At 47.5% G+C, this 14,824-nt stretch carries 12 protein-coding genes; 9 read left to right on the top strand and 3 right to left on the bottom strand.

Annotated features, from left to right (window positions below):
* Positions 1-17: 17 nt before the first annotated feature.
* Both KGF88_RS03460 and KGF88_RS03455 read right to left on the bottom strand, forming a co-directional pair.
* Positions 18-1,175 (bottom strand): acyl-CoA dehydrogenase family protein, encoded by a 1,158-nt coding sequence (locus KGF88_RS03460; protein ID WP_153826107.1) that lies wholly within the window; start codon positions 1,173-1,175, stop codon positions 18-20.
* A gap of 12 nt (positions 1,176-1,187) precedes the next feature.
* Positions 1,188-2,687: a CoA-acylating methylmalonate-semialdehyde dehydrogenase gene (locus KGF88_RS03455; protein ID WP_153826106.1), complete on the bottom strand. Its 1,500-nt coding sequence runs from the start codon at positions 2,685-2,687 to the stop codon at positions 1,188-1,190.
* 128 nt (positions 2,688-2,815) lie between these two features.
* On the opposite strand from KGF88_RS03455, the gene KGF88_RS03450 reads away from it, so the two are divergent.
* Positions 2,816-3,733 carry an AraC family transcriptional regulator gene (locus tag KGF88_RS03450; RefSeq protein ID WP_153826105.1) on the top strand — a complete coding sequence of 306 codons (918 nt, stop codon included), beginning with the start codon at positions 2,816-2,818 and terminating at the stop codon, positions 3,731-3,733.
* 2 nt (positions 3,734-3,735) lie between these two features.
* The gene (locus KGF88_RS03445; protein ID WP_153826104.1) at positions 3,736-4,596 is read left to right on the top strand and encodes an EamA family transporter; all 861 of its coding nucleotides are present in this window, start codon (positions 3,736-3,738) and stop codon (positions 4,594-4,596) included.
* Positions 4,597-4,609: 13 nt separating this feature from the next.
* Here the strand turns inward: KGF88_RS03445 and KGF88_RS03440 are convergent, their stop codons facing one another.
* Complete coding sequence (locus tag KGF88_RS03440) at positions 4,610-5,788, bottom strand: thiolase family protein (RefSeq protein ID WP_153826103.1); 1,179 nt, start codon at positions 5,786-5,788, stop codon at positions 4,610-4,612.
* Positions 5,789-5,919: 131 nt separating this feature from the next.
* Here KGF88_RS03440 and KGF88_RS03435 point away from each other — a divergent pair, with 131 nt between their 5' ends.
* The 7 genes from KGF88_RS03435 to KGF88_RS03405 are packed head-to-tail and all read left to right on the top strand — an operon-like array spanning position 5,920 to position 14,805.
* Positions 5,920-6,351: a MerR family transcriptional regulator gene (locus KGF88_RS03435; protein WP_153826102.1), complete on the top strand. Its 432-nt coding sequence runs from the start codon at positions 5,920-5,922 to the stop codon at positions 6,349-6,351.
* Entirely contained in the window at positions 6,348-7,517 is a 1,170-nt protein-coding gene (locus KGF88_RS03430) for an isovaleryl-CoA dehydrogenase (RefSeq protein WP_110075262.1), read from the top strand. Before KGF88_RS03435 ends, KGF88_RS03430 begins: the two co-directional genes overlap by 4 nt.
* A 20-nt stretch (positions 7,518-7,537) precedes the next feature.
* Positions 7,538-9,145, top strand: coding sequence for a carboxyl transferase domain-containing protein (locus KGF88_RS03425; RefSeq protein ID WP_162014498.1), 1,608 nt, complete (start codon positions 7,538-7,540; stop codon positions 9,143-9,145).
* A gap of 9 nt (positions 9,146-9,154) precedes the next feature.
* Positions 9,155-9,943, top strand: coding sequence for an enoyl-CoA hydratase-related protein (locus KGF88_RS03420; protein ID WP_153826101.1), 789 nt, complete (start codon positions 9,155-9,157; stop codon positions 9,941-9,943).
* Positions 9,944-9,952: 9 nt separating this feature from the next.
* The gene (locus tag KGF88_RS03415; RefSeq protein ID WP_153826100.1) at positions 9,953-11,917 is read left to right on the top strand and encodes an acetyl/propionyl/methylcrotonyl-CoA carboxylase subunit alpha; all 1,965 of its coding nucleotides are present in this window, start codon (positions 9,953-9,955) and stop codon (positions 11,915-11,917) included.
* 33 nt (positions 11,918-11,950) lie between these two features.
* Entirely contained in the window at positions 11,951-12,859 is a 909-nt protein-coding gene (locus KGF88_RS03410) for a hydroxymethylglutaryl-CoA lyase (RefSeq protein ID WP_153826099.1), read from the top strand.
* Positions 12,859-14,805, top strand: a complete 1,947-nt coding sequence (locus KGF88_RS03405; RefSeq protein ID WP_153826098.1) for an acetoacetate--CoA ligase — start codon at positions 12,859-12,861, stop codon at positions 14,803-14,805. Before KGF88_RS03410 ends, KGF88_RS03405 begins: the two co-directional genes overlap by 1 nt.
* Positions 14,806-14,824: the final 19 nt, after the last annotated feature.

The raw sequence follows: 14,824 nt of genomic DNA, 5'->3' as shown, positions 1-14,824 counted from the left end.
AGACAACAAAGCCACCCTTAAAGGATGGCTCGGTCTAGATCGGCTAATAATCGTCGAGCAATGATCACTCGCATAATTTCATTGGTACCTTCAAGAATCTGATGCACCCGTACATCCCTGACATGCCGCTCTAAAGGGTATTCTTTAATGTAGCCATAGCCACCATGAATTTGCAGAGCTTCGTTGCAAACCTGGAAGCCAACATCCGTGGCAAAGCGCTTAGCCATCGCACAATAGGTCGTTTTATCAGCATCATTAGCATCAACTTTAAAGGCTGCCAAACGCACCATTTGTCGAGCGGCTACTAATTCAGTAGCCATATCCGCTAACTTAAACTGCAGCGCCTGAAAATGTCCAAGCTCTTTACCAAACTGAGTGCGTTCATGCATATAGGCTGTCGCCGTATTTAACGCCGCTTGGGCAGTACCCACTGAACATACCGCGATATTAATACGACCACCATCTAGCCCCATCATGGCAAACTTGAAGCCTTCACCCTCAGCGCCGAGCAAATTCGCCGCCGGGATCCGTACATCTTCAAAACTAACAAGACGCGTAGGCTGGGCATTCCATCCCATTTTGGCTTCTTTTTTACCGTAGCTTATACCTGCTGCATCGGCTGGTACTACAAAAGCCGAGATACCTTTGGGCCCAGCTTCGCCAGTACGCGCCATCACCACCAACACATCCGTACTGCCAGCACCAGAAATGAACATTTTTGAACCGTTGAGAACGTATTCATCACCGTCCTTCTTGGCAGTTGTGCGTAAACTTGCGGCATCAGAGCCGGCACCTGGTTCAGTCAAACAATAAGAACCTAGCTTATGGCCCATTACTAGCTCCGGTACCCATTGCTCAATCACTTCAGGTTGTGCAAAAGAGCCGATCATCCATGTCACCATATTGTGAATGGTCATCATGGCCGTAGTTGCAGTACAGCCCATGCTCAGCTGTTCAAAAATTAACGCAGAGTCTAACCGACTCATGCCAAAACCACCGGCTGCTTCTGGGGTATACATGCCCATGAAACCCATCTCGCCGGCCTTACGAAAAACCTCAACAGGAAAGTGGGATTCTTCATCCCACTGAGCTGCATAAGGTGCTAACTCATTTTCTGCAAAAGCTTTAGCCGTATCAACGAAAGCTTGTTGATCGTCGGTTAAATTAAAATTCATGGCGTTGTCCTGTTACTTCAAGTTAATCGTCATATTGGGGCCATTCACGTCGGCGATATCGCTCTCAAACCAGCGCGCCGTAATGGTTTTAGTTTCGCTATAGAAGCGAACACCCTGTTTACCATAAGCGTGCAAATCACCGAAGAACGAACCTTTCCAACCAGTAAACGAGAAGAAGGGTAATGGCACTGGAATTGGAATATTAATACCTACTTGCCCTACTTCAACATTGTGTTGATATTTACGCGCTGCGGCACCACTGGCGGTAAAGATTGACGTTCCATTACCGTATGGGTTGGCATTGACCATAGCTAAAGCTTCATCCAAGCTGTCTACTTCCGTTGCACATAATACCGGACCAAAAATTTCGTTCTTATAGATTTCCATGTCCGTGGTGACTTTGCCAAACATCGTTGGCCCTACCCAGTTACCATGTGGATAACCAGCAACGTCACAGTTACGTCCATCAACCAATAATTCGGCACCTTCATTCACCCCTTGGGTAATGAAATTTTCTACTCGCTGCTTCGCTTGTGGGCTAATTAACGGACCATAAGCGGCATCTGGATCATCCCAACCGCCGGGTTTCACTTTAGCTAACTCAGCCGCAATTTCAGGTATCCACTCACGCGCAGAACCTACAAATACAGCCACCGAGATAGCCATGCAGCGTTGTCCAGCTGCGCCCACTGAGGCTCCTACAAGGTTGCTAATCACTTGTGATTTATTAGCATCAGGCATAATTACGCAGTGATTTTTGGCACCGGCAAAGGCCTGCACGCGCTTCATGTTTTCAGTACCACGGCGATAGATATACTGTCCTACAGCAACCGACCCTACAAATGAAATAGCTTTCACCGCCGGCTCATCAAGTAAGAAATCTACTTGCTCCTTACCACCATGGATAACTTGCAATACGCCTTTTGGAGCGCCAGCTTGCTCAAACAATTCAACAAGTCGGGTTGGGGTTAACGGATCTTGCTCAGATGGCTTCAAAATAAACGTGTTACCACAAGCGATAGCTAACGGAAACATCCATAACGGAATCATTGCTGGGAAGTTAAACGGCGTGATACCTGCACACACCCCTAAAGGTTGGGTAAAGCTATAAGTATCAATACCGCGTGCGACATTCTCTACGGTCTCTCCCATCAGCAACGATGGAATATTAGCTGCATGCTCAACCACTTCGATGCCTCGCCACACATCGCCTTTAGCATCTTCAAAGGTTTTACCTGTTTCACTTGCTAAAATCTCTGCAATTTCATCATGATGTTCTTTCAGTAACGCCTGATAGCGCATCATCACCCGGGCCCGCTCAGACACGGCAACTTCTTTCCACGTTAGAAAAGCTTGTTGGGCACTAGCCACAGCTTGAGCCATCTCGGTTTGGGTTGCGCAAGGTGCTTGAGCAATCACTTCCTGCGTGGCTGGGTTAGTGACATCAATCCACTGGCTACTTTGTGATTGCACAAATTCACCATCAATATATAAAGGAACTTTCTTCGACATGGTTCATACCTCGTTGTTCGCAATCTGCGGAATGGGGTTAATGACTCCATTCTGGCGGTTTTTTTGTTGCTTTAACATCGACTATCTTGCCACAATAATGGACAAAATTGTCATTTATGGAGTTTATCATGAGCCAACCTTCAACCTGGCCACTCCCAGCGGGAAGTTCGCGGGTAGTGTTACCCTTGCAACTGACTCGTCAACTTGATCAACATCCACTGACGAAACATTTGTATCCCGTTGCTTATGGCCATTACGTTGACGCCTTGGGGCATCAAGTTGAACGCCAGCAGCATACCGATCACCTGCTGATATTTTGTCATCGCGGTCGCGGTTGGTTCCGTACTCATAATGCCACTGGTAGCTTAGAAGCCGGCCAATTACTGCTATTACCAGCGGGGCAAGCGCATGCTTATGCTGCAGACCATGAGCAACCATGGAGCATTTACTGGGCTCATTTTCGCGGTTCTGCGGCCGTCCAATGCTCTGATTTTCTATCGCTTTCAGCCCAATCACCGGTACTAACTTTGAGTCGCTGGCGCCAGCTTATTCCTGTCGTTACTGATTTGCTCAATTTACAAACACAACGCTATCAATTCTCTGCGGCGATCGTTGCCGCAAGCTTATTACAACGTATTATCGCCGAGTTACCGCGACTCACGTCTGCCATGCAGATACCCGCGGGCTTTGATCTACGCGCCCTTGAGCGATTCATGTACGACAACTCGCATCGGGATATCAGTTTGGATGAATTTGCCGAGTTTGCGGGCTTATCTCGTTATCATTTTAGTAAAAAGTTCAAACAAATTACTGGCAGCAGCCCGATGCGATTTTTCAACCAAATAAAAGTAAAATTAGCCTGCCAATTACTGGATACTACCACCTATTCTATTCGCCAAATTGGTCAACAGTTAGGATTTGATGATCCCTATTATTTTTCACGATTATTCAAAAAAACCATGGGGATTTCACCCCAATACTATCGCGAGAGTAGTCACATGACTCATTCTCAAACCAACTTACTCAACCCACAACAAGGTCGTTAACTATGTGGATTCTTTGGGCTGTCACCCTATTATGGGCTGCAAGTTTCTCACTCATTGGTGAATTCCTTGCTGGCCAAGTTGATGGTTATATTGCGGTATTTATCCGCATGGTCTTAGCCTTTTTATTATTTATTCCACTATGGCGCCCCCGCCGCATTAATCTAGTTAAGCAATGTCAACTAGCGGCTATCGGAGCCTTGCAAATAGGCGTGATGTACCTCTTTCTGTATCATGCCTTTCTGTACTTAAGCGTGCCTGAAGTACTGCTGTTTACTATATTTACGCCGCTCTATATTACCTTACTGGATGAGCTTCTCTACCAACGACGTCGGTTACCGCTGCGTTGGTGGCTTGCTACCGCAATAGCAGTAGTTGGCGCTGCCATTATTCGTTTCGACGACTTAAGTGATTCTTTTTGGTATGGCTTTTTACTCATCCAAGCCGCTAACCTTTGCTTTGCCGCTGGCCAAGTTTTCTACAAGCGTTTAGAACTTGGCGATGAGCGTAATCAGTTGCACCTGTTTGCTCTATTTTTCTTCGGTGCAACCTTAGTTACCGGCCTTGCGATGCTTAGCTTTGCTAACTTTCAGCTAATACCGCAACAACCGCTACAATGGTTTATCCTAGCCTGGCTTGGTTTAGTTGCTTCAGGCCTCGGTTATTGGGCCTGGAACATCGCTGCCAAACGAGTAAATGTGGCGCAGCTTGCGACCATGAACAATATGCTGATACCCGCTGGGCTGCTGATTAATTATCTATTCTGGCAGCAAGCTGTGGTTTGGCCACGACTCATCATCGGAGCTGCGGTATTAGCACTCGCAGTCTGGTTGGCCTCGTCGCCAAGGCCAACCCCATCCAACTAATCCATGGTGGCGGTTAGAATACTTCAACCGCCACTGCGACAGCTTCTCCGCCACCAATACAGAGTGACGTTATCCCTTTTGACAACTGGCGCTGCTTCAAGGCATGGATCAAGGTAACCAGTAAGCGTGCGCCACTGGCACCAATCGGATGCCCAAGCGCACAGGCGCCGCCATTCACGTTAACCTTGGCAGGGTCTAACTGCATTTGCTGGATGGCTAACATGGTCACCATCGCAAAAGCTTCGTTAATCTCCCACAAGTCAACGTCTTCAACCTGCCAGTTAAGCTTAGCTAACAGGCTATTCATGGCTCCAATTGGCGCAACAGTAAATTCTGCAGGCGCTTGCGAATGAGTGGCATGCCCAACAATTCTGGCTAGTGGGGTTAAGCCCTGCTGCTTAGCATCACTCTCTGACATTAATACCAATGCTGCAGCACCGTCAGAGATAGAGCTCGAGTTAGCTGCAGTAATAGTTCCTTGAGCTGCAAAAGCTGGACGCAACCCCGGAATTTTTTCTGGCATCGCTTTACCAGGCTGCTCGTCAATACTAACGGTTACATCGCCTTTACGGGTTGAATAAGTTACGGGAGTAATTTCATCATCAAAACGACCGCTTTTGATGGCTTCTTGGGCTCGGGTTAATGACGAAATAGCGAACGCATCCATCGCCTCACGGCCCAGACCATAGTCATCTGCAGTGGCCTGCGCATAGCACCCCATCGCTTTACCTTCGTATGCATCTTCTAAGCCATCTAACATCATATGATCATAGACAGCATCGTGTCCCATACGCATGCCTGTGCGAGCCTTTTTCAATAGGTATGGCGCATTACTCATACTTTCCATGCCACCGGCTACAACAGTTTTCGCTGAGCCTGCGCGGATAATATCATGCCCTAACATGACTGCTTTCAAACCTGAACCACACACCTTATTGATGGTGGTTGCGCCAGCACTGCGAGGGAGTTCTGCAAAGAGCGTCGCTTGTCGCGCTGGAGCCTGTCCCAAACCGGCCGGGAGTACATTCCCCATAATAACTTCATCGATGGAGGCCGCGGTTAACCCACTTGCAGCTACGGCTGCTCGAATGGCTGTAGCGCCAAGTTGTGGGGCACTTACGTCAGCTAAACTACCTTGAAAACCACCCATTGGAGTACGTTTGGCGGCAACAATCACAACTGCATCAGACATATTTTCTCCTTATCAACCCTCCAACTCGTCAGTAACTTTATTGCTACCGGAAGTTTTCGTAGTTTCTTACCTTTACGTTAACGTTAACTTGTTTTAAGCTTACCGCTCTCACTGGACACAAGCAAGCACAAATGAAGCCATCACAAACCTATACCATTGGTGAATTAGCGCGCGAATTTGATATTACCACGCGCAGCATTCGCTTTTATGAAGATCAAGGTCTTATAGCACCGGAGCGACAAGGCCAAACACGCCTCTACGGCAATAAAGATCGCGTACGCCTAAAACTGATTTTGCGCGGTAAGCGACTCGGTTTTTCCTTAGCGGAAACTAAGCGCTTGTTTGATCTCTATGACATGGAAAATAGTAGTTCTCGTCAGTTGCATACGGTGTTAGAGCTGATTGACGATAAGAAAATGTCGCTCAAACAGCAACTCGAGGACATCAAAGTATTGCTTGTTGAATTAAGTAATTTAGAAGAACGCTGTCGTGATGAATTAGCTGAAATTAACGCACAGGCAGCCGCTAACCAGAACCCAAGTAGTAATCAGGAGACCTTATGATTAGTCAGTATACTGTATTTAATTTTGGCCTTGGCGAAACCGCCGATATGATTCGTGAGAGCGTTAATGCCTTTGCCCGCGATGAAATCGCTCCACGTGCTGCTGCCATCGACGAAAGTAATGAGTTCCCTGCTGACTTGTGGCGTAAGTTCGGTGATTTAGGCCTGCTTGGTATGACTGTTGCAGAAGAATACGGTGGTTCGGGTTTGGGTTATCTAGAGCACGTGATTGCCATGGAAGAAATCAGCCGGGCGTCCGCCTCGGTTGGCTTGAGTTACGGTGCTCACTCTAACTTATGCGTTAATCAAATTTACCGTAATGGCACCACCGAGCAAAAGCAAAAATACTTGCCCAAGCTTTGTAGTGGCGAACACGTCGGTGCTCTTGCTATGAGTGAACCTAATGCGGGTTCAGATGTTGTTAGTATGAAATTAAAAGCAGAGCGTCAGGGCGATGACTATATCCTTAACGGCAACAAAATGTGGATCACCAACGGTCCCGATGCTGATGTTCTAGTCGTTTATGCAAAAACCTCGCCTGAGAAAAACTCTCGAGGCATCACCGCATTTATCATTGAAAAAGATTTTCCCGGGTTTAGCACGGCGCAAAAACTAGATAAATTAGGAATGCGTGGCTCAAACACCTGTGAACTTGTATTTACTGACTGCAAAGTACCAGCTAGTAATATTTTGGGTGAACTAGATGGTGGTGTCGAAGTTTTAATGAGTGGTCTCGATTACGAGCGCGCTGTTCTGGCCGCTGGTCCCTTGGGTATTATGCAGGCCTGCTTAGATGTTGTGGTACCTTATACCCACGATCGTAAACAATTTGGCAAAGCCATTGGTGAGTTTCAGCTAGTGCAAGGCAAAGTAGCCGATATGTACACACGCACCAACGCCGCCCGAGCATACGTTTATGCCGTCGCCCAAGCTTGCGATCGCGGTGAAACCACTCGTAAAGATGCTGCGGGCGCCATTTTATATTCAGCTGAGTTAGCCACCCAATTAGCACTGGATGCGATTCAGCTATTAGGTGGCAATGGCTACATTAATGAGTATCCAACTGGACGTTTGTTGAGAGATGCTAAGCTTTACGAAATTGGCGCTGGTACCTCAGAAATTCGCCGCATGCTGATCGGTCGTGAACTGTTCAGCGAATCAGCTTAACCTACTCAGGAGTTGCCGTTGTGACTGTATTAAGCAGCAGTGTAAATACCAAAGATGCCACGTTTATCGCTAATCAGCAGGCGATGCAAGACGTGGTTAACGACTTGTACGAGAAAGCTGAACAGATCAAACAAGGTGGCGGCGCAAAATATCAAGAGCGCCATCTGGCACGCGGAAAGCTCCTTCCGCGCCAGCGTATTGATAAACTCTTGGATAGCGGCTCACCTTTCCTAGAAATTGGCCAATTTGCTGCTTGGGATTGTTATGAGGATTATGTTCCTGCTGCTGGCGTGGTCGCTGGAATAGGACGCGTAGCTGGCGTGCAATGTATGATTGTAGCCAATGACGCCACGGTTAAAGGTGGTACTTATTATCCTTTGACCGTGAAAAAACACTTACGCGCCCAAGAAATTGCAGAGCGTTGTCGCCTCCCCTGTATCTATCTCGTCGATTCAGGTGGTGCTAATTTACCACGGCAAGATGAAGTATTTCCTGATCGTGACCACTTTGGCCGTATTTTCTTTAATCAAGCCAATATGTCAGCCAAAGGAATTCCTCAAGTAGCGGTTGTGATGGGGCTATGCACCGCCGGTGGTGCTTATGTGCCAGCAATGGCTGACGAAAGTATTATCGTGAAAGAACAAGGTACCATTTTCTTAGCTGGTCCGCCGTTGGTTAAAGCGGCGACAGGCGAAGAAGTAAGCGCCGAAGAGCTCGGTGGCGCTGATGTGCACACTCGTATCTCCGGGGTTGCCGACCATTTTGCACAAAACGATGAACATGCGTTAGCACTCGCTCGACGTTCCATTGCACGGCTCAATTACCAGCCGGCTGCGCCTCTGCCACAGCATGATTTTGTTGAGCCGCGTTACTCAGCTGATGAAATTTACGGTATTGTCGGCACCGATTTACGTAAGCCCTACGATGTTCGAGAAGTGATTGCGCGTATTGTCGATGGCTCTGATTTTGATGAGTTCAAACAAAACTACGGTGCTACCTTGGTTACTGGATTTGCCACTATTCACGGCTACCCCGTTGGGATCGTTGCTAATAACGGGATCCTGTTTTCTGAATCAGCGCAAAAAGGCGCGCATTTTATCGAGCTCTGTGCCCAGCGTAAAATCCCCTTAGTTTTCTTACAAAACATCACTGGGTTTATGGTCGGTAAAAAATACGAAGCCGAAGGCATAGCTAAGCATGGTGCGAAAATGGTGGCAGCGGTTAGTTGCGCTCAAGTTCCTAAATTCACCATTTTAATTGGCGGGAGCTACGGTGCTGGTAATTATGGTATGTGTGGACGAGCATACGACCCCACCTTGATGTTTATGTGGCCAAATGCACGAATTTCGGTCATGGGTGGTGAACAAGCCGCTGGTGTGATGGCTCAGGTCACCAAAGATAACCTAGCTCGCTCTGGGCAAACGATGACGGCTGCACAAGAACAAGAATTAAAACAGCCAATTATCGAAACCTATGAAAAGCAAGGGCATCCTTATTACGCTTCCGCACGATTGTGGGATGACGGAATTATTGATCCTGCCCAAACTCGTACCGTTTTGGCACTAAGTTTGGCCGCAGCGAATAACGCCCCTATTGCCGACACCAAGTTCGGCGTGTTCCGCATGTAGGAGCTTGCTATGAATTATCAATCCATCATTTTAGAAGAAAAAAACCAGGTAGCATGGCTCACGTTGAACCGAGGCGCAGTTCACAATGCCTTTGATGACAACATGATAGCCGAGCTACTACACGCATTAGCTCAGGTACGTAGCAATAACAACGTGAGAATGCTGGTATTGCAAGCGCAAGGCAAAAACTTTTCTGCTGGAGCCGATCTTACCTGGATGCGCTCTATGGCAACTAAGAACTACGCAGAAAACATCAAAGATGCGAGTGAGTTAGCCCGTCTTATGCAAGAGTTAGATGAACTTCCGCAACCAACGGTTGCGCTAGTTCAAGGTGCTGCTTTTGGTGGCGCTGTAGGTTTAGCCGCTTGCTGCGACATCTGCCTGGCCACTCCCACCGCAAGTTTTTGTTTAAGCGAAGTAAAAATCGGGCTCATTCCAGCGGTGATAAGCCCTTATGTGATGCGTGCTATCGGGACTCGTCAGGCACGCCGTTTTATGCTCACCGCAGAACGTTTTAGTGCTGACGTTGCGCAACAAATGGGCCTAGTACATAGCCTGGTTGATGATCTTGAGGAAGCAGTTACTCCTGTCATTGAACAACTACTAGGTAATGGTCCGCATGCCGTAGCTGCAGCTAAAAAACTAATACTGACATTAGATCAACAGCCACTGAACGAGAATACGCGCACCACAACTATTGAGGCCATCGCTGCTATTCGTGTTTCTGCTGAAGGTCAAGAAGGGCTTTCTGCTTTCTTAGAAAAGCGTTCTCCTGATTGGAAAACCACAAATAAATAAGGATCTGCAATGTTACGCAAATTGCTAATTGCTAACCGCGGTGAAATCGCTTGCCGTATTATCCGCACAGCGCGCAGTATGGGTATCCGAACCGTTGCCGTTTATTCTGATGCAGATCGTCATGCCCAACACGTACACATGGCTGATGAAAGCATTTATCTCGGTCCTGCGCCCAGTGCCGAAAGCTACTTAGTCATCGATAAAATCATTGCGGCGGCTAAGCTAAGCGGCGCTGATGCTATTCACCCAGGCTATGGTTTTCTCTCAGAAAATGAAGATTTTGCTGATGCGTGCGCCAGCAACCAACTCATTTTTGTCGGCCCCCCTACTAGTGCTATTGCAGCTATGGGCTCAAAAAGCGCCGCTAAAGCTATCATGAGTGAAGCTGGTGTTCCCTTGGTGCCAGGCTATCATGGTAGTGAACAAGGCCTTGAGTTATTACAAGAAGAAGCACAAAAAATCGGCTTCCCGGTACTATTAAAAGCCGCGTATGGTGGCGGTGGTAAAGGGATGCGCGTGGTTGAAAGCGCCAATCAGTTTGCCGAAGCATTAAGCTCTGCGAAACGCGAAGCACAAGCTGCGTTTGGCAACGACAAGATGTTGATTGAAAAATTTATCGGTAATCCTCGACATGTGGAAATTCAGGTGTTCTGCGATGAGCATGGTAATGCCGTGTACCTAGCTGAACGTGACTGCTCAGTACAACGCCGCCATCAAAAAGTCATCGAAGAAGCCCCTGCTCCATCTATCAGTAGTAGTACCAGAATCGCAATGGGCGAAGCTGCCGTTCGCGCTGCACAGGCCATCGATTATGTTGGTGCTGGTACGGTAGAATTTTTACTCGATACCGATAATAAGTTCTATTTCATGGAGATGAATACTCGGTTACAAGTAGAGCACCCGGTAACAGAAATGGTGACCGGCCAAGACCTTGTCGCTTGGCAGCTACTGGTAGCAGGCGGAGCTCCACTCCCACTTTCTCAAGACCAAATCCAGATCACCGGACACTCTTTTGAGGCCCGGATTTATGCCGAAGACCCAGACCATGAATTTTTGCCAAGTACCGGTACCTTGCATGTTTTAAAACCACCAAGCACTAATGCATACGTCCGTATCGATAGCGGTGTGGTCGAGGGTGATGAGGTAAGTTCTTACTATGACCCTATGATTGCTAAACTTGTGGTTTGGGGTGAAGATCGAGCCATCGCACTAGGACGCTTAATTCAAGCCCTAAACGATTATCAAATTGCTGGGGTTCGCACTAATATCGATTTTTTACGTAAAATTGCTGGCCATCAGAAATTTGCTCAAGCTGATTTAACAACTCGCTTTATTGAGAAGTATCATACTGAATTATTTCCAAATAATGATGCTCTTATTAAGCCATACGCAATCATGGCTACTTTAGCGGAAATGGTGGATTTAAAAACAGCCTCAGCGCCAGCCAACCCATGGACATCGCAGCAGTCATTTAGGCTGAATCAACCTAGCCAGTTCGCATTAGCATTGCGCTATGCTGACGACCTGCTCCATATTGAGCTGACCGCAACAGCCACCGGCTGGCAAGCGACTGACGATAGCGATCATTGGTTGGTGGAAAAAATTGCGGATAAGTATTACTTCACTCAAAATGGACGCCGTTTCAGCGCTCATATCATGCGTTCAAACCAAGATATCCTAGTGATGACAGAACGTGCCTGCTTGCCATTTACTCGGCATTTGATTGCCGACACCCTGCAACAGGAGGTTGCTGCTGGCAATCTAACCGCACCCATGAACGGCACTGTGGTGCAAGTTATGGTTGCGCCGGGTGACTCTGTTGAAGCAGAACAAGCGCTCATTATCATGGAAGCGATGAAAATGGAGTATACCATTCGCGCACCTCAGGCTGGGGTAGTTGAACAAGTTTTCTATCAAGCGGGTGATTTAGTAAGCGATGGAGCTGAACTGTTGAGCTTAGCAGATTCAGAGTAATAGCTATTTATGATTCACTGTGCGGAGACAGAAATGACAATACCTACGCAAGTTAAAATAGTTGAAGTAGGCCCCAGAGATGGCTTGCAGAACGAAGTTGCTGTACCCCTTGAGGCAAAGGTCGCACTGGTGAATGCATTAGCAAAAAGTGGTTTAACTTACGTTGAAACAGGCGCCTTTGTTAGCCCTAAATGGGTTCCTCAGATGGCTGACAGCGCCGCTGTTTTTGCCAACATCGAGCGCTCGCCAACAACCACTTATGCAGCATTGACACCTAATTTACAGGGCTTTGAAGCAGCAATTGCAGCCGGAGTAGATGAAGTCGCAGTTTTCGCTGCGGCATCTGAAGCTTTTAGTCAAAAAAATATTAATTGCAGTATTGCAGAGAGCCTTGCGCGTTTTGCACCTGTTATTGCAGCTGCTCGGCAAGCTAACATCCGTGTTCGTGGCTATGTCAGTTGTGTTCTCGGATGTCCTTATCAAGGCCACGTTGAGATCTCGCAAGTAGCCGCCGTAGCCGAACAACTCTGGCAGCTTGGCTGCTACGAAATATCCCTTGGCGATACTATTGGCGTAGGGACACCATTGCACGCCCAACAGATGCTAGCAGCCGTTGCTGAACGAGTGCCGATGCAGCACTTAGCGTTGCATTTTCATAATACTTACGGGCAAGCACTGGCCAACATCGCTAGTTGTCTACCGATGGGAATAAGCACCTTTGATAGTGCCGTGGCAGGTTTAGGTGGCTGTCCTTATGCCAAAGGTGCTAGCGGTAACTTAGCTACCGAAGACTTAGTTTATATGCTTGAAGGTATGGGTATTAATACCGGTATCAATCTTAATCAATTAGTCGAAGCCGGCGCCGCTATTTGTCAGCATTTAAATCATGGTCCACGCTCACAGGTCGCACTCGCTGAATTAGCAAAACAGGAAACCAAGTAATGTCGAACTCAGTTATGTGGCAGCCTTCTGCCGAGCAAATTGAGCAGGCGCGTATGACTGATTTTATGCGCACCATCAATCGCCAACAACAACAACTCCAACTGGCTAGCTATCATGATTTACATGCTTGGTCAGTAGCTCATAGCCCCACCTTTTGGCGCAGCCTATGGGATTATTGTGACGTTATTGGTGAGCCAGGCGAAATAATAGTTAAAGATGCCGATAAACTCCCCGGCGCTTCTTGGTTTCCTCAAGCCACGCTTAATTTTGCAGAAAACCTCTTACGCTATCGCGACGACCGCATTGCACTCACTTTTCGCGGCGAAAATGGTAGTCGACAGCAACTTAGCTACGCACAGTTGTATCACAGGGTCGCTGCGCTAGCAGCAGCTATGCGTAAAGACGGTATCGTTGCCGGCGACCGCGTTGCTGGTATGATGCCTAACTGTATTGAAACAGTTATAGCGATGCTAGCAACCACCAGTATCGGAGCTGTGTGGTCGTCGTGCTCTCCTGATTTTGGCGTACAAGGTGTCGTGGATAGATTTGGTCAGATCACGCCTAAACTGCTGATCACCATTGATGGCTACTTTTATAACGGCAAAACCATCGATATTCATGAAAAAGTTGCCGCCATAAGAGAACAATTGCCCAGCTTACAACGCACCCTTGTTGTCCCCTTTGCCGAACTAGACCGGACCTTAGCTCCTGGTTGTGACGCTTGGGATGATTACCTGATAGAAGATGCCAACACCCTTCACTTTGAACCTATGCCGTTCAATGCACCGCTCTATATTATGTTCAGCTCAGGCACAACGGGGGTCCCTAAATGTATCGTGCATGGTATTGGTGGAACACTTTTACAGCATCTAAAAGAACATGCTCTCCACACTGATATCCGTCGCGATGACGTTTTCTTCTACTTCACCACGTGCGGCTGGATGATGTGGAACTGGTTGGTTTCTGGTCTTGCTCAAGGCGCTACCTTGGTGCTTTTTGATGGTTCTCCTTTTGCCCCTAGCCCTGCATATTTGTGGCAAGTGGCCGATGAGGAAGGCATCACCGTATTTGGGACTAGTGCGAAATATCTATCAGCCCTAGAAAAAGCCGGTTATCAGCCCAAACAACAGCATTCGTTAAATCAATTGCGAACCATTTTAACGACCGGCTCGGTGTTGGCGCCGGAGAACTTCGATTATGTTTATCGAGATATTAAAGCTGATCTTTGTCTGTCCTCTATTTCAGGTGGTACTGATATCGTTTCATGCTTTGCACTAGGCAACCCTATTCTTCCCGTCTATCGTGGTGAACTACAATGTCGTGGCTTAGCTCTTGATGTGCAAGTATTTAACGAGCAAGGTAACCCAGTAACAGGCGAAAAAGGTGAATTAGTTTGTCTTAACAGCTTTCCCTGCATGCCCCTTGGTTTTTGGAATGACAACCAAGGAGAGCGCTATTTTAATGCGTATTTTGCACGATTTAATCAAGTCTGGGCACATGGCGATTATGCCGAAATAACCCAACACCAGGGGGTGATTATTTATGGTCGCTCCGATGCTGTGCTTAATCCTGGTGGCGTTCGCATAGGTACTGCTGAAATTTATCGACAAGTTGAAAAAGTCGAAGCCGTCTTAGAGAGTATTGCTGTGGGACAACGCTGGCAAGATGATGAGCGCGTGGTGCTGTTTGTGCGTCTACGTGATGGGTTACAGCTCAACGATGCCTTACAACAGCAAATACGACAGACTATTCGGACGCATGCTACGCCACGTCATGTTCCTGCGGTTATTGCTCAAGTAGCTGATATACCAAGAACTATCAGTGGTAAAATTGTTGAACTTGCGGTACGCCAAGTGATTCATAATGAACCGGTAAAAAATACCGACGCTCTCGCAAACCCAGACGCGTTGCAATACTTTGTAAATCGACCAGAACTACAGGAGTAAGCGTTAGTGCGCGGTTGGC

Source organism: Idiomarina loihiensis, assembly GCF_024584785.1.
GTDB lineage: Bacteria > Pseudomonadota > Gammaproteobacteria > Enterobacterales > Alteromonadaceae > Pseudidiomarina > Pseudidiomarina fusca.
The sequence above is the reverse complement of the archived record's forward strand: the minus strand, read 5'-3'. Positions and strand labels throughout refer to the sequence as shown.

What these genes read in the sequence shown, in the direction of transcription:
- KGF88_RS03430 (WP_110075262.1), top strand. Translation starts at nt 6,348, where the DNA reads ATGATTAGTCAGTATACTGTATTTAATTTTGGCCTTGGCGAAACCGCC.
- KGF88_RS03455 (WP_153826106.1), bottom strand. Translation starts at nt 2,687, where the DNA reads ATGTCGAAGAAAGTTCCTTTATATATTGATGGTGAATTTGTGCAATCA.
- KGF88_RS03410 (WP_153826099.1), top strand. Translation starts at nt 11,951, where the DNA reads ATGACAATACCTACGCAAGTTAAAATAGTTGAAGTAGGCCCCAGAGAT.
- KGF88_RS03440 (WP_153826103.1), bottom strand. Translation starts at nt 5,788, where the DNA reads ATGTCTGATGCAGTTGTGATTGTTGCCGCCAAACGTACTCCAATGGGT.
- KGF88_RS03450 (WP_153826105.1), top strand. Translation starts at nt 2,816, where the DNA reads ATGAGCCAACCTTCAACCTGGCCACTCCCAGCGGGAAGTTCGCGGGTA.
- KGF88_RS03415 (WP_153826100.1), top strand. Translation starts at nt 9,953, where the DNA reads ATGTTACGCAAATTGCTAATTGCTAACCGCGGTGAAATCGCTTGCCGT.
- KGF88_RS03435 (WP_153826102.1), top strand. Translation starts at nt 5,920, where the DNA reads ATGAAGCCATCACAAACCTATACCATTGGTGAATTAGCGCGCGAATTT.
- KGF88_RS03460 (WP_153826107.1), bottom strand. Translation starts at nt 1,175, where the DNA reads ATGAATTTTAATTTAACCGACGATCAACAAGCTTTCGTTGATACGGCT.
- KGF88_RS03420 (WP_153826101.1), top strand. Translation starts at nt 9,155, where the DNA reads ATGAATTATCAATCCATCATTTTAGAAGAAAAAAACCAGGTAGCATGG.
- KGF88_RS03405 (WP_153826098.1), top strand. Translation starts at nt 12,859, where the DNA reads ATGTCGAACTCAGTTATGTGGCAGCCTTCTGCCGAGCAAATTGAGCAG.
- KGF88_RS03445 (WP_153826104.1), top strand. Translation starts at nt 3,736, where the DNA reads ATGTGGATTCTTTGGGCTGTCACCCTATTATGGGCTGCAAGTTTCTCA.